Raw genomic sequence first — 19,527 nt, 5'->3', positions numbered from 1 at the left:
GATAACTAGTAACTATTCATTCAATGCGCGACTCATGGCTCTTAAAACACCCAAAATCACGCCGGTCAGAAAGATAACGATTCATACGGTCGGCGATGCGCTTCCTCGTGCACATTATCAGCGTTGCCCCCAATGCGATACGCTTTTTACGCTGCCAAAGATGAAATCACACCAAAGTGCTTTTTGTCCGCGCTGCAACGCAAAAATCCGCGATGGACGCGACTGGTCATTGACCCGGCTGGCGGCGATGGCCGTCACCATGATGCTGCTGATGCCGTTTGCCTGGAGTGAACCTCTGCTGCGGTTATATCTGCTGGGCGTGCATATTGACGCCAACTTGCTGCAGGGGGTCTGGCAGATGACCCGCCAGGGCGATCCCCTTACCGCCTCGATGGTGCTGTTTTGTACCGTGGGTGCGCCGGTGGTGCTGGTGGCGTCCATCGCCTACCTGTGGTTTGGCAACATTCTGGGGATGAACTTACGCCCGGTGCTCCTGATGCTCGAGAAGCTCAAGGAGTGGGTGATGCTGGATATCTATCTGGTGGGGATTGTCGTTGCCTCCATCAAAGTCCAGGATTACGCTTTTATCCAGCCAGGAGGCGGCCTGTTTGCGTTTATTGCGCTGGTCGTCTTAAGTATTCTGACCCTGATCCATTTAAACGTGGAGCAGCTTTGGGAACGCTTCTATCCCCAGCGCCCCGCCACCCGCTACAATGAGCAGCTGCGGGTCTGTCTGGGTTGCCACTACACCGGGCTGCCCGACGCGCGTGGCCGCTGCCCTCGCTGCCACATTCCCCTGCGGCTGCGGCGCAACAACAGTCTGCAAAAATGCTGGGCGGCGCTGATCGCCTCGATGGTGCTGCTCTTACCGGCCAACCTGCTGCCAATCTCGGTGATTTACGTCAACGGCGCGCGGCAGGAAGATACCATTATGTCGGGGATCATCTCGCTGGCAGACAGCAATATCGCGGTCGCCGCGGTGGTGTTTATCGCCAGTGTTCTGGTTCCCTTTACCAAAGTGGTGGTGATGTTTACCCTGCTGATCAGTATTCACTTCAAATGTGAACAAGGGCTAAAAACCCGTATACAGCTGTTGCGTTTTGTCACCTGGATTGGCCGCTGGTCAATGCTGGATCTGTTTGTTATTGCGTTGATGATGTCGCTGATTAACCGCGATCAGCTGCTCGCTTTTACTATGGGACCCGCCGCGTTGTACTTCGGTACTGCGGTGATATTGACTATTCTTGCAGTGGAATGGCTGGATAGCCGCTTACTTTGGGATGCACATGAGTCAGGAAACGCCCGCTTCGCCGACTGAAGCGCGAATTAAAACAAAACGTCGTATTTCGCCATTCTGGTTGCTGCCGGTCATCGCGTTGATGATCGCCGGCTGGCTGATCTGGACCAGCTACGAGGATCGCGGCAATACCATTACTATCGACTTCCAGAGTGCTGACGGCATCGTACCTGGCCGCACGCCCGTACGTTTTCAGGGGGTTGAGGTGGGTACCGTCCAGGATATATCGCTGGATAAGAAGCTAAATAAAATCAACGTCCGCGCCAGCATCAAATCCGATATGGAAGATGCCTTGCGGGAGGAGACGCAGTTCTGGCTGGTGACGCCCAAGGCCTCGCTGGCGGGTGTGTCCGGGCTGGACGCACTGGTGGGCGGGAACTATATCGGCATGATGCCGGGCAAAGGTGAGCCACGAGATCACTTTACTGCGCTCGATACCCAGCCGCGCTATCGGCTCAACAATGGCGATCTGATGATCCATCTGCACGCCTCGGATCTCGGTTCGTTGAACAGCGGCTCGCTGGTCTATTTCCGCAAGATCCCGGTCGGGCGGGTCTATGACTACGCTATCACCCCCAATAAACAGGGGGTGATCATCGACGTGCTGATCGAACGGCGCTTTACCGCGCTGGTGAAAAAAGGCAGCCGCTTCTGGAATGTCTCCGGCGTCGATGCCGATCTGAGCCTGAGCGGGGCGAAAGTGAAGCTCGAAAGCCTGGCGGCACTGGTAAATGGGGCTATCGCCTTTGATTCACCGGAAGGTTCGACCGCTGCGGCACAGGACGATGATTTTGGCCTGTACGAAGATCTGGCCCACAGCCAGCGCGGCGTGATTGTTAAGCTGGCCCTCCCCTCTGCCGAGGGTCTAAAAGCGGACGCAACGCCGCTGATGTACCAGGGGCTCCAGGTTGGACAGCTCACCCGTCTGACGCTCAATCCCGGCGGTTCAGTAACCGGTGAAATGACTGTCGATCCCAGCGTGGTCGATCTGCTGCGTGACAAAACCCGCATCGAACTGCGTAACCCTAAACTGTCCCTCAGCAACACCAACCTCAGCAGCCTGCTCACTGGCAGTACTTTTGAGTTGCTCCCGGGGGGAGGGGAACCGGCCAGCAGCTTTGTGATTGCCCCGGCCGATAAAGCCCTGCTGCAAAAGCCGGGCGTATTGACCGTGACGCTCAACGCGCCGGAAAGCTACGGCATCGATGCCGGTCAGCCGCTGGTGTTGCACGGGGTGCAGATTGGGCAAGTGCTGGAGCGAACCTTAACCGCCAAAGGCGTGGCTTTTGCGGTAGCCATCGATCCGCAGTATCGCGAGCTGGTGCATGGCGACAGCAAATTTGTGGTTAACAGCCGGATCGATGTCAAAGTCGGTCTCGACGGCGTCGAGTTTCTGGCGGCCAGCGCCAGCGAATGGATAAACGGCGGGATCCGCATTTTACCCGGTGAAAAAGGGGCAATGCGCGACAACTACCCGCTGTTTGCCAATCTCGATAAGGCCATCGAAAACAGCCTGAGCGATCTGCCGACCACCACCCTGACGCTGGTGGCCGAAACCCTGCCGGACGTTCAGGCGGGCTCAGTGGTGCTGTACCGTAAATTCCAGGTGGGGGAAGTGATCACCGTCCGGCCTCGCGCCAATGCGTTCGATATCGAACTGCACGTGAAACCGGAATACCGCAAGCTGCTGACCAGCAACAGCGTTTTCTGGGCCGAAGGTGGCGCCAAAGTGCAGCTCAACGGCAGCGGACTGACAGTGCAGGCATCTCCCCTCTCCCGCGCACTGCGAGGTGCTATCAGCTTCGATAATCTGAGCGGGGCGAGCGCCAGTCAGCGCAAAGGCGATAAGCGGATCCTCTATCCGTCCGAAACCGCCGCCCGTGCGGTGGGTGGTCAGATCACGCTGCACGCTTTTGACGCGGGTAAACTCGCCGAAGGGATGCCGGTACGCTATCTGGGAATCGATATCGGTCAGATTCAGACTCTCAAGCTGATCACCGCCCGCAACGAAGTGCAGGCCACGGCGGTGCTGTACCCGGAGTATGTGGATAACTTCGCCCGCGCCGGAACGCGTTTTTCGGTGGTGACGCCGCAAATTTCTGCCGCAGGTGTGGAGCATCTGGATACCATTCTGCAGCCGTACATCAACGTCGAGCCCGGGCGAGGCAATCCGCGCCGCGACTTTGAGCTCCAGGAAGCCACCATTACCGATTCGCGCTATCTCGACGGTCTGAGCATCGTGGTAGAAGTGCCGGAGGCCGCATCGCTTGCGATTGGTACGCCGGTGCTGTTCCGCGGAATGGAAGTGGGTACGGTAACGGGCCTGACGCTGGGCACGCTGTCTGACCGGGTGATGGTTGGCCTGCGCATCAGCGATCGCTACCAGCATCTGGTGCGCAATAACTCGGTGTTCTGGCTGGCATCCGGCTATACGCTCGATTTTGGTCTGACCGGCGGAGTAGTGAAAACCGGCACCTTTAATCAGTTTATTCGCGGGGGTATCGCCTTTGCCACGCCGCCAGGCACGCCGCTGGCGCCGAAGTCACAGCCCGGCAAGCACTTCCTGCTGCTGGAAAGCGAGCCGAAAGAGTGGCGCAGCTGGGGTACCGCCCTGCCGCGCTAACCCTCACGCTCCGGTGGCAACCCACCGGAGCGTTTGTGGTACACTGCGCGCCTCTTTGACTCCCTGTGGTGCGCCTGTGGCTCAACGTTCCGTCTATCTCCCTGAAGAATTTCTGGCGCAAATGCGCCAGGCCTTGCCTGAACATCTCTCCTTTGATGCGTTTATCGCCGCCTGCCAGCGCCCGCTGCGCCGCAGTCTGCGCGTTAATACGCTGAAAATGAGTGTCGCCGATTTCCTTACCCTGGTGGCGCCCTACGGCTGGCAGCTCACCCCCATTCCGTGGTGCGAAGAAGGATTCTGGATCGAGCGTGACGACGAGGAAGCGCTGCCGCTGGGCAGTACCGCTGAACATCTGAGCGGACTGTTTTACATTCAGGAAGCCAGCTCCATGCTGCCGGTTGCCGCCCTGTTCGCCGACGGACAGACGCCAGCCCGAGTGATGGACGTCGCCGCCGCGCCGGGTTCTAAAACCACGCAAATTGCTGCCCGCATGGGCAACCAGGGCGCGATTCTGGCAAATGAGTTCTCCGCCAGCCGCGTTAAGGTGCTGCACGCCAACATCAGCCGCTGCGGGATCAGCAATGTAGCGTTAACCCATTTTGACGGTCGCGTATTTGGTGCCGCTCTGCCGGAAGCCTTCGATGCGATCCTGCTCGACGCCCCCTGCTCCGGCGAAGGCGTGGTGCGCAAAGATCCCGACGCTCTGAAAAACTGGTCTGTCGACAGCAATCTGGCCATCGCCGCCACCCAGCGGGAGCTAATCGACAGCGCCTTTCACGCCCTGCGTCCCGGCGGCACATTGGTGTACTCCACCTGCACCCTGAACCGCGACGAGAACGAAGACGTGTGCTTGTGGCTCAAAGCCCAGTATCCCGACGCCGTCGAGATATTGCCGCTGGACGCGCTGTTTACCAGCGCCCGCGACGCCGTCACGCCGGAAGGGTTCCTGCACGTGTTCCCGCAAATTTTTGACTGCGAAGGCTTCTTCGTTGCCCGTCTACGCAAAACTGCGGCCATTGCGCCTCTGCCTGCACCTAAATTCAAAGTTGGCAACTTCCCCTTTGTGCCAATGAAAACCCGGGAAAGCGCACAGATCGCCGCATCCGCCGGTCAGGCCGGTATTGCCTGGGGCGATAATCTGCGCCTGTGGCAGCGCGATAAAGAGGTGTGGTTGTTCCCGACGGAGATTGAACCGTTGATCGGTAAAGTGCGCTTCTCCCGCATCGGCATCCGGTTAGCCGAGACGCACAACAAAGGCTACCGCTGGCAGCACGAAGCCGTTATCGCGCTCGCCGGTAAGGACAACACATTCGCATTAACCCAGCAGGAAGCCGAAGAGTGGTATCGCGGGCGCGACGTCTATCCGCAGGACACCCCGTCCGGCGATGATGCCGTTGTAACCTATCAAGGTTTTCCGATTGGTCACGCCAAAAAAGTGGGTTCGCGCCTGAAAAACAGCTATCCACGCGAACTGGTGCGCGACGGGCGGCTGTTTACCGGTAACAGTAACGACAGCTAAAAAAAGCATTTTTTTACTGGCGGATTTTCTCTCCATTGACCAGGCTGAAAAGTGGGCGACCATACTGGTCGTACCAGAACAGAGCACCACATCGGAGAGCATTATGACGAAAACCAATGTGCGCATTGGCGCATTCGAAATCGATGATGCCGAGTTAAACGGCGATACGCAGGGCGAGCGAACGTTAACGATCCCCTGCAAATCCGACCCTGACCTGTGCATGCAGCTTGATGCCTGGGATGCAGACACCAGCGTTCCGGCAATCCTCGATGGCGAACATTCCGTTCTTTACCGTGAGCATTACGACCAACGTTCTGATGCCTGGGTCATGCGCCTTGCCTGATCCGGAGAGAACCCGCCCGCAGGCGGGTTATTTATTGCCTGCATTTCCCCTACCTCGCAATCTTCCCCTACAATATCAACTGAGTAGTTAATGTTGAGGGAATGATGTTCGCACTGGTACTGTTTATCTGCTATCTGGACGCTGGCTGCGAGGACATCGTGGTAGATGTGTACAACACCGAACCACAGTGTGTGGCATCGATGGACGATCAACGTATTCGCCACGGTGGTTGCTTCCCGGTTGAAGATTTTATCGACGGCTTCTGGCGACCAGCGCAGGAGTACGCGGAAATGTAATCACTGCAGTTGCGCCAGGGTTAACGCGCCGCCAAACACCGCCCCGGTGTCGATATAGTGCAGGTTGTGGCTATCGAAACGCTGGTGGAGCGGTGTGTGCCCAAACCAGAAGTGATCTGCCCCGCTTATTCCCTCACCTTCGCCGGCCATTAAGCCGCGCAGGCGATCCCGGTCCCAGAGCGTACGCTGTTTATCAACCGGTTTATCCAGCGCATAGTGCGCCGCCGGATAGTCGGCATGGGCAATCACGTTAACCCCATTGGCGCAGGTAATTTCGATAATCCACGGCAGGGCGTCGCAGCGGGTAAATAGATCCACGGCATGCTGCTTTTGCGCGCCCTTTAATTCAGCAAACCACACCCCGCCGTTCATCATCCACAGCGCAAAAGTGTGGGTGTGCAGCGCATCCAGGGCCATCTGCTCATGGTTTCCCCGCACGGCGTAAAACCACTTTTCGTTTAACAGCTGCAGGCATTTCACGCTATCCGGCCCGCGATCGATCAGATCCCCGACGCAAATCAGCAGATCCTGATACGGATCCAGGCGGCGCTGTTTGATCGCGGCTATCAGCATCTGATAGCAGCCGTGCAGATCGCTGACCACCCAGACGTGCCGCCAGTTGTGACCATCAAGTTTGAGATACATAGCGCCTCCTCCGTTCAGTATAGTCCCTGTGGAAGGCCCGCTGCTGCACGCCGGAACGCGGTTAAACCACTAACCCCTGCTTTCACCGGGAATAAGCAATAATTTAACAAAACGGCTAAAAAGCGCTGGACTTCCTCATGCGGGAGTGTGGTATGGTTTAATGAAGAACAGAGGATGTTGCCTGCTTGTGAAAGTGCGTAACGGAAAAATACGTTTGCTTTCAACAGATAAAAAGAGACCGAATACGATTCCTGTATTCGGTCCAGGGAAATGGCTCTTGGGAGAGAGCCGTGCGCTAAAAGTTGGCATTAATGCAGGCTAAGTCGCCTTGCCCTTTAAGAATAGATGACGACGCCAGGTTTTCCAGTCCGCAGTAAAAGTGGCCTGAAAAAAAGCGTCAGCCTGTCCTTAAACACAAAAACCGCAACGCTTCCGAAGAGAAGCCTGCGGTTTTTTTATTGGAACCTGACAGCTAGCAGAGCGTTTCGGCGCGCGCTATAAACGGTTCAAGGCTCTTCTTCTGCGAAGGATTAGCCGGGTCGTCAATCTGGATAATGCTGATGGGTTTGCCAATGCTTTTGCCGCTGTCCACCTGCTGCTGCGCCGCATCGTTCAGCGGATACTGCACCAGGGTGCTGGGGTTGATGGCGTACAGCGCGTGGCCCGGTCGGCAGGTCAGCATCACTTCTTCGCGGTTAAACGCCCATTTATCCTTACCCACTTCGAACCGGCTAACGGTAATCACCTGGGGTGCAGCCAGCGCCGCGCCAGAACAGGCCAGCAATAAAAGAGAAAGTACTGTTTTTTTCATCGTTTTTTACCTCGTCAAAACGCAATTGCGGCACCAGAACATATCGATTCACCCGCACAATGAGTGGCAGAGGATAACGCTGTATTATGATCGCGTCGAGGATCATCCTGCCCGGGCTTGTCAACGCGCTGCTGATTGGGTAACGTTGGCCCGCAAATGAAGGAGACGGAAATGAAGAGTAATCTCGCCACCCTCCCCCAGGAGGAGATGGACAAAGTGAATGTCGATTTGGCCGCCGCTGGTGTGGCATTTAAAGAGCGCTACAACATGCCGGTGATCGCCGAAGTGGTAGAACGTGAGCAACCCACGCACCTGCGCGACTGGTTTCGTCAGCGTTTAATTGCGCATCGTTTAGCCTCCGTTAACCTCTCCCGCCTGCCGTGGGAACCTAAAGTTAAGTAACCTTAAACAGAAGTTACAATTCCTTACACTGTTTATGTCAGGATAATAAAGCCCCAACCTATTCAGGGGCTTTATGAATCACTGCGACAGGGTGCATAAGGAAATCACGATGTCTCACTGGAATATTGCGGCCGCTCAGTACCGCCCAAAGCACCACTGCGTAGACGACCATGTTGCGCACCACCTGCGCTTTATCTACGCCGCCTCCCTCCATCAGTGCAATCTGCTGCTTTTTCCGGAACTGTCATTAACCGGCCCGGCAGAGCACAACGCCGCGCTTCCTGCCCCGCCCGATACTCGCCAGCTCACCCCTTTGCTTGAGGCCGCGCACGGCTGTAACCTGTCAGTGATTGCCGGGATCACCGTGGAAGAGAAAGGCGTGCGGCGGCGAGGGCTGGCGTACTTCACCCCCAATAAACCGCAGGTGATGATTTACCCGCACGGAACCGGAGCCTGCGTGGAAAACGGCAACAGCAGCCTGACCATTGTCGATTTACACGCTGACCAACCAAACATCACGCCGGATGCCACGCTGTTTACCCATAACCTGGCGGTCAACGAATGTGACTGGTTCTCCTCTCTTGACCAGTTTCAGCAGTTTGCCCATCGCTATGCTATCCCGGTGCTGGTCGCTAACGGCGACGGCGGCAGCGCCCTGTGGGACGCAGGCGGGCAATTAATTGTGCGGGCTGATGGCGGTGAGTTACTGTTGACAGGCCGCTTTGCCGAGCAGGGTTGGCAAGGTGAGATCATTCCATTACGCTAAACGTTTTACGGCCAGGAGAGAGCCATGCTGCGTGTCATCGACACTGAAACCTGTGATCTGCAGGGAGGGATTGTGGAAGTGGCATCTGTCGACGTAGTGAACGGACAGATCGTCAATCCACTCAGCCATCTGGTGCGCCCGGATCGTCCGATCAGCCCCCAGGCGATGGCTATCCACCGGATCACCGAAGCGATGGTCGCCGATAAGCCGTGGATCGACGACGTGATCCCCCACTACCACGGAAGCGCGTGGTACGTGGCGCACAATGCCAGTTTTGATCGCCGCGTTCTGCCCGAAATGCCGGGGGAGTGGATCTGCACCATGAAGCTGGCACGCCGCTTATGGCCGGGGATTAAATACAGCAATATGGCGCTGTATAAGTCGCGTAAGCTCAACGTCAGGACGCCGGAAGGGTTGCACCATCACCGCGCCCTGTACGACTGCTACATCACCGCCGCGCTGCTGATCGACATTATGAATACCACTGGCTGGACGCCGGATGAAATGGCGACCATCACCGGTCGCCCTGCGCTGCTGACCACCTTTACCTTCGGCAAATACCGTGGCAAAGCGGTGTCGGAAGTGGCGGACAAAGACCCGGGCTATCTGCGCTGGTTGTACAACAACCTGGAGAGAATGAGCCCGGAGCTGCGTCTGACCCTGAAACACTATCTGGGTGAAGCCTGATCTGCCGCCTGGCCTGTGAGCGATTCCTGCGCCAGGCCAACGATAAACGCATACTCCAGCGCCACCCCTTCGTACGACTTAAAGCGCCCGGACTTACCTCCGTGTCCGGCGTCCATGTCGGTGCAAAGTAGCAGCAGGTTATCGTCGGTCTTCATTTCGCGCAGCTTCGCGACCCATTTTGCCGGTTCCCAATATTGTACCTGGGAATCATGCAGGCCGGTGGTGACCAGCATATGCGGATAAGCTTTGGCCTCGATGTTGTCGTACGGACTGTAGGCTTTCATATAGCGATAGTAGGTTTCATCCTGCGGATTACCCCACTCCTCATACTCGCCGACGGTCAGCGGAATGGTCTCATCCAGCATGGTGGTCAGCACGTCGACAAACGGCACCTGGGCTACCACGCCTTTAAAGAGCCCCGGACGTTGGTTGATCACGGTACCCATCAGCATACCGCCTGCGCTGCCGCCCATCGCAAAGCACTGAGAACGTTCGCCATAGCCCTGGTTCAGCAGACCTTCACAGACATCCAGATAGTCGTTAAAGGTGTTTTTCTTCTTCAGGAATTTGCCGTTTTCATACCAGTGCTGGCCCAGCTCGCCGCCGCCGCGAATATGGGCGATGGCATAGACAAACCCTCTGTCCAGCAGGCTTAACCGGCTGCTGCTAAAGTCCGCATCAATGCTGGAACCATACGAACCATAGCCGTAGATCAGTATCGGGTTTTTCCCTTTCTGGAAGTGATTTTTATGATAGACCAGCGATACCGGCACTTCGGTACCGTCACGGGCGACAATCCACAGGTGTTCGCTGCGATACATCGCGGCATCAAAGCCTTTCACTTCGGCCTGCTTGAGCACCTTGCGCTGCCCGGTATCCATATCCAGCTCGAACAGGGTATCCGGGGTGGTCATCGATGAATAGCCGTAGCGCAGGCGCGATGATTCCGGCTCCGGATTGTAGCCAATCCAGGTGACGTAGGCGGGATCGTCAAACGCGATACCGATCACCTCCCGGGTCTTGCGGTTGATCCGCCGCAGGCTTGTCAATCCGCGCTGGCGCTCCTCCACCACCAGCCAGTCGGTAAACAGGGTAAAGCCCTCAAGCATCACCTGCTCACGCGGCGGGATCAGCACTTCCCACTTACGTTCATCGCGGACCTTGGTTTTATACAGGCCAAAGTTTTTGCCCTCCCGGTTGGAGCGCAGATAGAAGCTGTGCTGGAAGTGATCGAGGCTGTACTCATGGTCTTTGCGCCGCGGCAGAAAGCACAGCGGCTGCGCGTCCGGCAGTTCAGCATCCAGCAGCAGCACTTCAGTGGTGGTGGCGCTGGCGAGATAAATAATGACGTAGTGCTTCGAGGTGGTTTTATGCAGGCTAACGTAGAAGGTTTCGTCTTTCTCTTCATACACCAGTTCGTCACTGGCCCCGGGCGTCCCTACCGTATGGCGCCATACCTGATAAGGGTGCAGCGTGGTGGCGTGTTTTTTGACGTAATAGACCGTCTCGGAGTCGTTGGCCCAGATAAAGCCGGGCGAGACGTTATCCAGCATTTCCGGATACCAGTTGCCGGTCTCCAGATTACGAAAACGTAAGCCGTACTGGCGTCGGGAGAGGTAATCTTCGGCCAGCGCCATAATCGCGTTATCCGGCGACACCCCCATTCCCCCGAGGGTATAAAATTCGCTGTGCGCTGCCCGCTGATTGGCATCCAGCAGGATCTCCCACTCTTCCCACTCGGCACAGAGCACCGACTGGCGCTGATAGATAGCGTATTCGTTGCCGGGTTCGTAAACGTGCCGGTAACGATAGCCGTTTCTGCTCCACGGCGCCGAAACATCGCGCTGCGGAACCCGCTCCACCATTTCACTGAGCAGGCGATCCTGCAACGCCTGCTGGGTGGCCATCACCTTGCGGCCATAGTCGTTCTCAGCGTGAAGGTAGTCCAGGACCTCCGGTTGCGAGCGGCTGTCGTCCCGCAACCAGTAATAATTGTCGGTACGCGTGTCACCGTGGACGGTGATGGCGTGCGGTATACGTTGGGCTTTAGGTGGCATGTCGGTAGGATTCTTTTGCGTTTTACACCCTATAAGGTTGGCAAAACATGCGCATGATGCAAGCGAAACGTGACAGCCGCAGGTAAAAACTAGCCCGGCAGCGCCAGTTTTTGCTGCTTAATATCCTGCTCAATGCCGTCGCGAACATCCTGCGGAATTTTCAGCGCGTCGCCCAGTGCACTGAGATAGCTGCGCTCCATAAAGTGATCGATATCGATCGCCGCACAGCTCAGGAAATAGAGCTCCAGCGCTTCCTCTTCATTCTGGATCCCCTGTGCCAGACGCGCAGGATCGAGCGGCTGTTCGATGGCGCGCGCCACCAGCGCCCGGCCCTGCTCTTCGATACCGGCTTCGCGCAGCTGCTGCTCGATGGCGGCACGCTCTTTATCATCAATGTGCCCGTCGCTCTTGGCGGCAAACACCAGCGCCAGGATCAGACGCTCGCTGCGTACGTCCAGCGCCGAGGCCTGGTGGCCAAACTGTGGCTCATCCTGATGGGCGTTGCGCACTTTATCCTTGTACTTGTTCCACAGCACCGAGCCCGCAATAGCACCGCCGCCGGCGAGTAACGCCCCGGTGCCATATTTGCTCAACAGTTTACGCGATGATTTGTTCGCCACCAGCAGCCCGGCGAGGCCGCCGAGTGCGCCCGGTACCAGCAGCTTGCTCAGTCCTTCGCCGGACGATGACGATGATTTCTGCCCCAGCAGCGACTGCAATTGATTCAACCAGTTTGACATGATTCCCCTCACGTTTCTGTGCATGAATTTCACAGCGTAAGCGAGGGGATGTCAGGAAATGTCTGCGGCAACAAAAGAAGCGAAAATTCACTTCCCGGACGTCTGATACTCCGCACTCCCCGCCTTGCAGTCGATCTTCACCTGATAATGAATGTCGCTGGTTTTTCCGCGCACCGTCAGCGGCACCGTCCAGCGATCGTTCTCGCCTTTCACCTGCTGAGGGTTGATCCAGGCGACCGGGTCGGCCTGCCCCAGCGTCTTCTGATCGTCAGCCCAGCGTACGATACGGTTTTGCAGATAATCCCGCTTCACGCTGGCCGCAATCCCTTCGGCATTCTGCCCTTCACAGGCCGGAAATTTGACCGTTTTGTTCTCTGCTGCCTGCGCCGTCAGGCTGCCAGCCAGCAACAGCATTGCTACCATTACCCCTGTTTTCTTCATCACGCGCTCCTTTGTTTTTGGTTCCCCAAAAGCATGGTCGAAAAATACAGCTATGCAAATAACGACCTGTCTGGCTGGGATTTTTTCGCAGGGCAAGACAGACGCAAACGTTTTCGTTTATACTGCGCGCAACTTTTTCAGGGGGAATAGTATGACTCTTTTAGGAACCGCGCTGCGACCGGCAGCAACGCGCGTAATGCTGCTGGGTTCAGGTGAACTGGGTAAAGAGGTGGCCATTGAGTGCCAGCGCTTAGGCATTGAAGTCATCGCCGTCGATCGCTATGCCGACGCACCGGCCATGCACGTGGCTCACCGGGCGCACGTCATTAATATGCTGGACGGTGACGCCCTGCGCGCGTTAATCGCGCTGGAGAAACCGGACTTCGTGGTGCCAGAGATCGAAGCCATCGCCACCGACACCCTGCTGGCGCTGGAGGCCGAAGGTCAGCGCGTGGTGCCCTGCGCCCGTGCGGCAAAACTGACCATGAACCGGGAAGGTATTCGCCGCCTGGCCGCAGAAGAGTTGTCTCTGCCGACCTCCCGCTACCGTTTTGCCGACAGTCAGGCCGATTTTTTACAGGCCGTGGCGGAAATTGGCTACCCGTGCATCATTAAGCCGGTGATGAGCTCCTCCGGTAAAGGCCAGAGCTTTGTGCGCAGCGCCGACCAGCTGGATAAGGCGTGGGAGTATGCCCAACAGGGCGGCCGCGCGGGTGCCGGACGAGTGATCGTAGAAGGCGTGGTGCAGTTTGATTTCGAAATTACTCTGCTGACCATCAGCGCCGTCGACGGGGTGCATTTCTGCGATCCGATTGGTCATCGCCAGGAAGATGGCGACTACCGTGAGTCCTGGCAGCCGCAGCAGATGAGCCCGCTGGCGCTGGAACGCGCCCAGGCAATCTCGCGCGAAGTCGTCCTGGCGCTGGGTGGCTACGGTCTGTTTGGCGTCGAGCTGTTCGTCTGTGGCGACGAGGTCATTTTCAGCGAAGTCTCTCCACGTCCGCACGATACCGGGATGGTGACCTTAATCTCGCAGGATCTCTCCGAGTTTGCGCTGCACGTGCGCGCCTTCCTCGGTTTGCCAGTCGGCGGCATTCGTCAGTATGGCCCGGCGGCCTCGGCGGTGATCCTGCCGCAGTTGACAAGCCAGAATGTCACCTTTGCTAACGTCGAGGCGGCGGTCGGCGCAGGCCTGCAGCTGCGTCTGTTTGGCAAACCAGAAATTGAAGGGTCGCGTCGTTTAGGCGTGGCGCTGGCGGTGGGTAACACCACCGATGAGGCGGTCGAGCGGGCCAAAAAAGCGGCCGCGAGCGTCCAGGTCGCAGGATAAAAAAACGGGCCGAATGGCCCGTTTTTTGTCAGTTCGATAACCTTACTGCTGCGCGCCTTCAACGGCATCGCGCGCCAGTTTGGTAATGCGATCCCAGTCGCCTGCTTCCAGTGCATCCGCTGGCACCAGCCAGGAGCCGCCGATACAGAGCACACTTTTCAGCGCCAGGTAGTCACGGTAGTTAGCCGGAGTGATGCCGCCAGTCGGGCAGAAACGGACCTGCGCGAACGGACCCGCAATCGCCTGCAGCGCTTTGGTGCCGCCATTGGCTTCAGCCGGGAAGAATTTGAACTCTTTCAGGCCGTAGTCCAGACCCAGCATCAGTTCAGACACGGTGCTGATGCCTGGGATCAGCGGAATAGAACCTTCGGTCGCGGCTTTCAGCAGCGGCTCGGTCAGGCCCGGGCTAATCGCGAACTGTGCGCCCGCTTCGGTCACTTCAGCCAACTGCTGTGGGTTCAGCACGGTGCCCGCGCCAATGATCGCTTCCGGCACTTCTTTGGCAATGGCGCGAATAGCATCCATTGCACAGGCGGTACGCAGGGTGACTTCCAGCACGCGGACGCCACCGGCAACCAGCGCTTTCGCCATCGGTACAGCATGTTCCAGCTTGTTGACCACGATAACAGGCACTACCGGGCCAGTTTTCAGGATTGCTTCTGCACTTGTATTCCAGTTTTTCATCAGAGTTTTTCTCTCACCAGATCGATTATTCTTGTCGTCTTAAAACGTAATACAGGTCGCGCCCTGCTCCGCGCCCGAGAGTTTCTCGCGCAGCGCGCTGAACATTTCGCGCCCCGTCCCCACGCGCGATGCGCTCAGGTCAGGAATATGCGGCTTACGAGCGGCAAGTACCGCTTCGTCGACCAGTAAGGTTAACTCACCCGTCTGGCCGTTAACGCGGATCATGTCACCGTCGTACACTTTCGCCAGTAATCCCCCGTCGTAGGCTTCCGGGGTCACATGGATTGCCGATGGCACTTTACCTGATGCGCCGGAGAGGCGTCCATCGGTAACTAACGCAATTTTGAAACAGCGGTCCAATAATACACCAAGCGGCGGCATTAGTTTATGTAATTCTGGCATCCCGTTCGCTTTTGGTCCCTGATGACGCACCACCACCACACAATCTTTGTCCAGCAGACCCGCTTCAAAGGCCGGCAGAACGTCATGCTGGCTTTCAAAAACAATCGCCGGAGCTTCAACGATCTGGTTTTCTACCGGCACCGCAGAGGTCTTCATCACCGCGCGACCGAGGTTACCGTTTAGCACTTTGGTGCCACCGTGGTGAGAGAATGGCTCATCGAAGGTGGCGATCACGCTGTCATCCAGCGATGCCGTTGCCCCTTCACGCCAGTCGAGCACGCCGTCGTTCAGCCAGGGCTCCTGGAGATAACGCTTAAGGCCGAAACCGGCAACAGTATTGACGTCTTCATGCAGCAGGCCGCCTTTCAGCAGTTCACGCATCAGAACCGGTACGCCGCCCGCAGCCTGGAAATGGTTGATATCCGCCGGGCCGTTCGGGTACAGGCGGGTCATCAGCGGGACGACTTCTGAGAGATCGGAGAAATCATCCCAGTTGATCTGGATCCCTGCCGCACGCGCCATCGCCACCATGTGCATGGTGTGGTTGGTGGAACCGCCGGTCGCCAGCAGCGCCACGATACCGTTCACCACCACTTTTTCATCGACCATTTTCCCGAGCGGCATCCATTCGTTGCCGTTTCCGGTCAGACGCGTGACCTGCCGCGCCGCGGCGGCCGTCAGCGCTTCGCGCAGCGGGGCATCCGGATGGACAAACGACGAGCCCGGGAGCTGCATCCCCATAAACTCCACCACCATCTGATTGGTGTTAGCGGTGCCGTAAAATGTACAGGTGCCCGGCGCATGATAAGACGCCGCTTCTGACTCCAGCAGCGCCATGCGATCGACCTTGCCTTCGGCATACAGCTGACGAATGCGCACTTTTTCTTTGTTCGCCAGACCGCTAGCCATTGGGCCTGACGGCACAAACAGCGCAGGGAGATGACCAAACGACAGCGCCGCCATCGCCAGGCCCGGGACGATTTTATCGCACACGCCAAGGTACAGCGCACCATCAAACATGTTGTGCGACAGGCCTACCGCCGCCGACATGGCGATCACTTCGCGGCTCAGCAGAGAAAGTTCCATGCCGTCCTGACCCTGGGTCACGCCGTCGCACATAGCCGGCACGCCGCCCGCCACCTGCCCGACCGCATTGGCCTGGTGCAGTGCTTTACGAATGATGTCCGGGTAGGTCTCGTACGGCTGATGCGCCGAGAGCATGTCGTTATAGGAGGTAATAATCGCGATATTGTTACGCAGCATGCTTTTCAGCGAGGCTTTATCTTCAGGCTGGCAGGCAGCAAAACCGTGCGCCAGATTCCCGCAGGCCAGCTGCGAGCGATGGACCGTATCGCTCTTCGCCTGCTGGATGCGTGCGAGGTAGGCAGAACGGGTCTCTTTTGAGCGCTCAATAATGCGCTGTGTTACGCGTAACATTTTCGGATTCATAGAAGCTCCTGTAATTTATCTGTCCGCGCTCTGGATTTAACAAAACGTTTAGCGGGCTGAAACATCCCTGAAACGCTTGATGGCCGGAGCTCTGGGGCAAAATCGCTTCAGCCAGTGTAATAAAAAAAGCTCCGGGTGGAAATCCACCCGGAGCTTAAATGATTAATTATTGTGCGCTGGCCTGAGCCAGATCATGTTACCGGTAAAATACCTCGTAGGGATTAACGATAAACCTTACTCAAACTCGTTCCAGGAACGGCCGTCGCGGGTGATCATCGCTACCGAGGCTACCGGTCCCCAGGTGCCTGCCTGATACGGCTTAGGTGCATCCTGATCGGCGGCCCAGGCTTCGGTAATGGAGTCGACCCACTTCCACGCCTCTTCCACTTCATCACGACGGACAAACAGCGCCTGAATGCCGCGCATGGTTTCCAGCAGCAGACGCTCATACGCATCGGCCAGATGAGTCTGGTTGAAGGTTTCGGAGTAGCTCAGATCCAGCTTGGTGGTCTGCAGGTTATGCTTATGGTCGAGGCCCGGCACTTTGTTCAGCACCTGAATATCCACGCCTTCGTCCGGCTGCAGACGGATAGTCAGTTTGTTCTGTGGCAGCTCCTGCCAGGACTCTTTGAACAGGTTCAGTTCCGGGTTCTTGAAGTACACCACCACTTCAGAGCATTTGGCTGGCAGACGTTTACCGGTACGCAGGTAGAACGGCACACCCGCCCAGCGCCAGTTATCGATATCGACGCGGATCGCCACGAAGGTCTCGGTGCTGCTGGTTTTATTGGCACCCTCTTCTTCCAGGTAGCCCGGCACTTTCTGGCCCTGAGCAAAACCGGCGGTATACTGGCCGCGAACGGTTTTTTCGCGCACATTGGAACGATCGATGCGACGCAGCGACTTCAGCACTTTCACTTTCTCATCGCGAATACTGTCCGCAGACAGATCGGACGGCGGTGCCATGGCGATCATGCACAGGATTTGCAGCAGGTGGTTCTGAATCATATCGCGCATCTGACCGGCCTGGTCAAAGTAACCCCAGCGCCCTTCGATACCCACCTCTTCCGCCACGGTGATCTCCACGTGGTCGATTGTGCGGTTATCCCAGTTGTTGACGAACAGGGAGTTGGCAAAGCGCAGCGCCAGCAGGTTCAGCACCGTCTCTTTACCAAGATAGTGGTCAATACGGTAAACCTGGCACTCTTCAAAATATTCGCCGACCTGGTCGTTAATTTCGCGGGAGGTCGCAAGCGACGTGCCCAGCGGTTTCTCCATCACCACGCGAGCCGGTTTGGCATTCAGTTTCGCCTCGCCCAGACCTTTGCAGATGGCGCCGAAGGTGCTTGGTGGCATGGCAAAATAGTTGATGGTGACGCGATTTTTCTGATCGAGCATCTCACCCAGTTGGGTAAAGGCAGTCGTATCGTTAACGTCCAGGTTACAGAAATCGAGACGTCCACTCAGCGTATCCCACAAACTTTCATCGATTTTCTCTTTCATGAAAGTTTCCAGCGCTTCGCGCACGACTTTGGTATACGCGTCTTTATCCCAGTCCGCACGGCCCACGCCCAGAATGCGCGTATCCGGGTGGATTTGACCCGCTTTTTCCAGTTGATACAGGGAAGGCAGCAATTTACGGCGTGCAAGATCGCCTTTCGCGCCGAAAATGACCAGGTCACATGCCTGGGCTGTTTGCGTTACCGCCATGTCATTCTCCTCAGTTGGATATCCTGGTGCTTTTGCCAGATTACCGTTGTAATTTTATTACAATGCACTGTACTGCTTTTACGTCATTCCCGAAACCATTAGCACTTATCCTGTCGTGCGAAACGGCGGTTTTTGCCCCCGGATTGCTTTGAACGCGGTTGTGACGTAAAAGCTGCTGAAATTTTGTACTGCATGAACGTTGCTAAAATCCGACAGCGATCAAGTAATGAAAAAAAACAACAACATTTTTTTCAGGGCTTGCCCTTTTCGGCCGGTCACAGGCGTATATTCTTGCTAATTCGAATCGCGATTTCACCCATTAATGAAATCGTTTCCACCGATGAGTGTCGTGTTAATAATGAACATGCTGGAAAAAATCCAGTTTCAACTGGAACACCTTAGCAAATCCGAACGGAAAGTGGCTGAAGTAATTCTCGCCACCCCCGCTCAGGCCATTCATTCCAGCATCGCCACTCTGGCTCAGGAGTCGGGGGTCAGTGAACCGACCGTTAACCGATTCTGCCGCAGTATGGAGACGCGTGGCTTCCCTGATTTTAAACTGCATCTGGCGCAAAGTCTGGCGAACGGGACGCCTTACGTAAATCGCAACGTCGATGAAGACGACAGCGTGGAGGCCTACACCGGCAAGATTTTTGAATCAGCGATGGCGACGCTGGATCAGGTTCGCCAGTCGCTGGATATGGCGTCGGTGAATCGCGCCGTTGATTTGCTGACCCAGGCCAAGAAGATTGCGTTCTTTGGGCTCGGCTCGTCGGCGGCGGTCGCCCATGATGCCATGAACAAATTTTTCCGTTTTAATGTGCCGGTTATCTATTCCGACGACATTGTCCTGCAACGCATGAGCTGTATGAATTGTAACGATGATGACGTGGTAGTGCTGATTTCGCATACCGGACGCACCAAAAGTCTGGTGGAACTGGCCCAGCTGGCGCGTGAAAACGATGCCATTGTCATTGCCCTTACCACCGCCGGTACGCCGCTGGCGCGGGAAGCGACGCTGGCAATCACTCTCGATGTGCCGGAGGACACCGACATGTATATGCCCATGGTGTCCCGTCTGGCGCAACTGACGGTGATTGATGTGCTGGCAACCGGCTTTACTCTGCGCCGTGGCGCTAAATTCAGAGATAACTTGAAGCGAGTCAAAGAAGCGCTCAAGGAATCGCGTTTTGATAAAGAATTGTTCATCAAGGGTGATGTTCCCTGATCGTCAATTACAAGGTTGTTACCTTTTTCAGTATTCGGTATTTTCCTTGTTCGTAAAGAGCAAACAGAGTGCCGAATAATCGTTCACGCAACACCAG

General features: G+C 56.7%; 18 protein-coding genes. 10 read left to right on the top strand and 8 right to left on the bottom strand.

Features of this window, described 5'->3' with window-relative positions; all coding sequences use genetic code 11:
- Positions 1 to 34 precede the first annotated feature (34 nt).
- The 5 genes from yebS to M8014_RS19275 all read left to right on the top strand — a co-directional run bounded on the left by yebS (position 35) and on the right by M8014_RS19275 (position 6,078).
- The gene (gene yebS, locus M8014_RS19295) at positions 35 to 1,318 is read left to right on the top strand and encodes a membrane integrity lipid transport subunit YebS (RefSeq protein WP_271283994.1); all 1,284 of its coding nucleotides are present in this window, start codon (positions 35 to 37) and stop codon (positions 1,316 to 1,318) included.
- Complete coding sequence (locus M8014_RS19290) at positions 1,287 to 3,920, top strand: PqiB family protein (RefSeq protein ID WP_271283993.1); 2,634 nt, start codon at positions 1,287 to 1,289, stop codon at positions 3,918 to 3,920. Before yebS ends, M8014_RS19290 begins: the two co-directional genes overlap by 32 nt.
- A gap of 76 nt (positions 3,921 to 3,996) precedes the next feature.
- Positions 3,997 to 5,439, top strand: coding sequence for a 16S rRNA (cytosine(1407)-C(5))-methyltransferase RsmF (rsmF, locus tag M8014_RS19285; protein WP_271283992.1), 1,443 nt, complete (start codon positions 3,997 to 3,999; stop codon positions 5,437 to 5,439).
- Positions 5,440 to 5,542: 103 nt separating this feature from the next.
- A complete protein-coding gene (locus M8014_RS19280; RefSeq protein ID WP_271283991.1) occupies positions 5,543 to 5,782 on the top strand; it encodes a YebV family protein in 240 nt (79 codons plus the stop codon).
- 104 nt (positions 5,783 to 5,886) lie between these two features.
- Positions 5,887 to 6,078, top strand: a complete 192-nt coding sequence (locus tag M8014_RS19275) for a YdfD/YebW family protein (RefSeq protein WP_271284287.1) — start codon at positions 5,887 to 5,889, stop codon at positions 6,076 to 6,078.
- Here M8014_RS19275 and pphA read toward each other — a convergent pair whose 3' ends face one another.
- Positions 6,079 to 6,723, bottom strand: coding sequence for a protein-serine/threonine phosphatase (pphA, locus tag M8014_RS19270; protein ID WP_271283990.1), 645 nt, complete (start codon positions 6,721 to 6,723; stop codon positions 6,079 to 6,081).
- A 472-nt stretch (positions 6,724 to 7,195) separates the two neighbouring features.
- Positions 7,196 to 7,534 (bottom strand): YebY family protein, encoded by a 339-nt coding sequence (locus M8014_RS19265; protein ID WP_271283989.1) that lies wholly within the window; start codon positions 7,532 to 7,534, stop codon positions 7,196 to 7,198.
- Between the two features lie 171 nt (positions 7,535 to 7,705).
- Between M8014_RS19265 and M8014_RS19260 the strand changes: the two genes are divergently transcribed.
- From M8014_RS19260 to exoX, 3 genes are all read left to right on the top strand, one after another.
- Positions 7,706 to 7,936 (top strand): DNA polymerase III subunit theta, encoded by a 231-nt coding sequence (locus M8014_RS19260; protein ID WP_271283988.1) that lies wholly within the window; start codon positions 7,706 to 7,708, stop codon positions 7,934 to 7,936.
- A 109-nt stretch (positions 7,937 to 8,045) separates the two neighbouring features.
- Positions 8,046 to 8,702, top strand: coding sequence for a nitrilase-related carbon-nitrogen hydrolase (locus tag M8014_RS19255; RefSeq protein ID WP_271283987.1), 657 nt, complete (start codon positions 8,046 to 8,048; stop codon positions 8,700 to 8,702).
- Between the two features lie 24 nt (positions 8,703 to 8,726).
- Positions 8,727 to 9,389: an exodeoxyribonuclease X gene (exoX, locus tag M8014_RS19250; RefSeq protein WP_271283986.1), complete on the top strand. Its 663-nt coding sequence runs from the start codon at positions 8,727 to 8,729 to the stop codon at positions 9,387 to 9,389.
- On the opposite strand, the gene ptrB is transcribed toward exoX, so the two are convergent.
- The 3 genes from ptrB to yebF form a co-directional block, all read right to left on the bottom strand.
- Positions 9,371 to 11,446, bottom strand: a complete 2,076-nt coding sequence (ptrB, locus tag M8014_RS19245; protein WP_271283985.1) for an oligopeptidase B — start codon at positions 11,444 to 11,446, stop codon at positions 9,371 to 9,373. The two genes, exoX and ptrB, sit on opposite strands and share 19 nt — an antisense overlap.
- A gap of 89 nt (positions 11,447 to 11,535) precedes the next feature.
- Positions 11,536 to 12,186 (bottom strand): tellurite resistance TerB family protein, encoded by a 651-nt coding sequence (locus tag M8014_RS19240; RefSeq protein WP_271283984.1) that lies wholly within the window; start codon positions 12,184 to 12,186, stop codon positions 11,536 to 11,538.
- An 87-nt stretch (positions 12,187 to 12,273) separates the two neighbouring features.
- Entirely contained in the window at positions 12,274 to 12,627 is a 354-nt protein-coding gene (gene yebF / locus M8014_RS19235; RefSeq protein ID WP_271283983.1) for a protein YebF, read from the bottom strand.
- Positions 12,628 to 12,778: 151 nt separating this feature from the next.
- Here yebF and purT point away from each other — a divergent pair, with 151 nt between their 5' ends.
- Positions 12,779 to 13,957: a formate-dependent phosphoribosylglycinamide formyltransferase gene (gene purT, locus M8014_RS19230; protein ID WP_271283982.1), complete on the top strand. Its 1,179-nt coding sequence runs from the start codon at positions 12,779 to 12,781 to the stop codon at positions 13,955 to 13,957.
- Positions 13,958 to 13,999: 42 nt separating this feature from the next.
- Here the strand turns inward: purT and M8014_RS19225 are convergent, their stop codons facing one another.
- From M8014_RS19225 to zwf, 3 genes are all read right to left on the bottom strand, one after another.
- Positions 14,000 to 14,641 carry a bifunctional 4-hydroxy-2-oxoglutarate aldolase/2-dehydro-3-deoxy-phosphogluconate aldolase gene (locus M8014_RS19225; protein ID WP_271283981.1) on the bottom strand — a complete coding sequence of 214 codons (642 nt, stop codon included), beginning with the start codon at positions 14,639 to 14,641 and terminating at the stop codon, positions 14,000 to 14,002.
- A 39-nt stretch (positions 14,642 to 14,680) separates the two neighbouring features.
- Complete coding sequence (gene edd / locus M8014_RS19220; RefSeq protein WP_271283980.1) at positions 14,681 to 16,492, bottom strand: phosphogluconate dehydratase; 1,812 nt, start codon at positions 16,490 to 16,492, stop codon at positions 14,681 to 14,683.
- A gap of 234 nt (positions 16,493 to 16,726) precedes the next feature.
- Positions 16,727 to 18,202, bottom strand: coding sequence for a glucose-6-phosphate dehydrogenase (zwf, locus tag M8014_RS19215; RefSeq protein WP_271283979.1), 1,476 nt, complete (start codon positions 18,200 to 18,202; stop codon positions 16,727 to 16,729).
- A gap of 322 nt (positions 18,203 to 18,524) precedes the next feature.
- Here zwf and M8014_RS19210 point away from each other — a divergent pair, with 322 nt between their 5' ends.
- Positions 18,525 to 19,430 carry a MurR/RpiR family transcriptional regulator gene (locus M8014_RS19210; RefSeq protein ID WP_271283978.1) on the top strand — a complete coding sequence of 302 codons (906 nt, stop codon included), beginning with the start codon at positions 18,525 to 18,527 and terminating at the stop codon, positions 19,428 to 19,430.
- The last annotated feature ends 97 nt before the right edge of the window (positions 19,431 to 19,527 follow it).

The organism is Silvania hatchlandensis (assembly GCF_025564065.1).
GTDB lineage: Bacteria > Pseudomonadota > Gammaproteobacteria > Enterobacterales > Enterobacteriaceae > Enterobacter > Enterobacter hatchlandensis.
Note: the sequence above shows the minus strand (reverse complement) of the source record. Positions and strands in the feature narration are given on the sequence as shown.

Coding starts and splice junctions, on each gene's coding strand:
- M8014_RS19210 (WP_271283978.1), top strand. CDS start 18,525: ATGAAATCGTTTCCACCGATGAGTGTCGTGTTAATAATGAACATGCTG.
- yebS (WP_271283994.1), top strand. CDS start 35: ATGGCTCTTAAAACACCCAAAATCACGCCGGTCAGAAAGATAACGATT.
- pphA (WP_271283990.1), bottom strand. CDS start 6,723: ATGTATCTCAAACTTGATGGTCACAACTGGCGGCACGTCTGGGTGGTC.
- zwf (WP_271283979.1), bottom strand. CDS start 18,202: ATGGCGGTAACGCAAACAGCCCAGGCATGTGACCTGGTCATTTTCGGC.
- edd (WP_271283980.1), bottom strand. CDS start 16,492: ATGAATCCGAAAATGTTACGCGTAACACAGCGCATTATTGAGCGCTCA.
- yebF (WP_271283983.1), bottom strand. CDS start 12,627: ATGAAGAAAACAGGGGTAATGGTAGCAATGCTGTTGCTGGCTGGCAGC.
- M8014_RS19290 (WP_271283993.1), top strand. CDS start 1,287: ATGAGTCAGGAAACGCCCGCTTCGCCGACTGAAGCGCGAATTAAAACA.
- ptrB (WP_271283985.1), bottom strand. CDS start 11,446: ATGCCACCTAAAGCCCAACGTATACCGCACGCCATCACCGTCCACGGT.
- M8014_RS19260 (WP_271283988.1), top strand. CDS start 7,706: ATGAAGAGTAATCTCGCCACCCTCCCCCAGGAGGAGATGGACAAAGTG.
- M8014_RS19265 (WP_271283989.1), bottom strand. CDS start 7,534: ATGAAAAAAACAGTACTTTCTCTTTTATTGCTGGCCTGTTCTGGCGCG.
- M8014_RS19275 (WP_271284287.1), top strand. CDS start 5,887: ATGTTCGCACTGGTACTGTTTATCTGCTATCTGGACGCTGGCTGCGAG.
- M8014_RS19225 (WP_271283981.1), bottom strand. CDS start 14,641: ATGAAAAACTGGAATACAAGTGCAGAAGCAATCCTGAAAACTGGCCCG.
- M8014_RS19240 (WP_271283984.1), bottom strand. CDS start 12,186: ATGTCAAACTGGTTGAATCAATTGCAGTCGCTGCTGGGGCAGAAATCA.
- M8014_RS19255 (WP_271283987.1), top strand. CDS start 8,046: ATGTCTCACTGGAATATTGCGGCCGCTCAGTACCGCCCAAAGCACCAC.
- exoX (WP_271283986.1), top strand. CDS start 8,727: ATGCTGCGTGTCATCGACACTGAAACCTGTGATCTGCAGGGAGGGATT.
- purT (WP_271283982.1), top strand. CDS start 12,779: ATGACTCTTTTAGGAACCGCGCTGCGACCGGCAGCAACGCGCGTAATG.
- M8014_RS19280 (WP_271283991.1), top strand. CDS start 5,543: ATGACGAAAACCAATGTGCGCATTGGCGCATTCGAAATCGATGATGCC.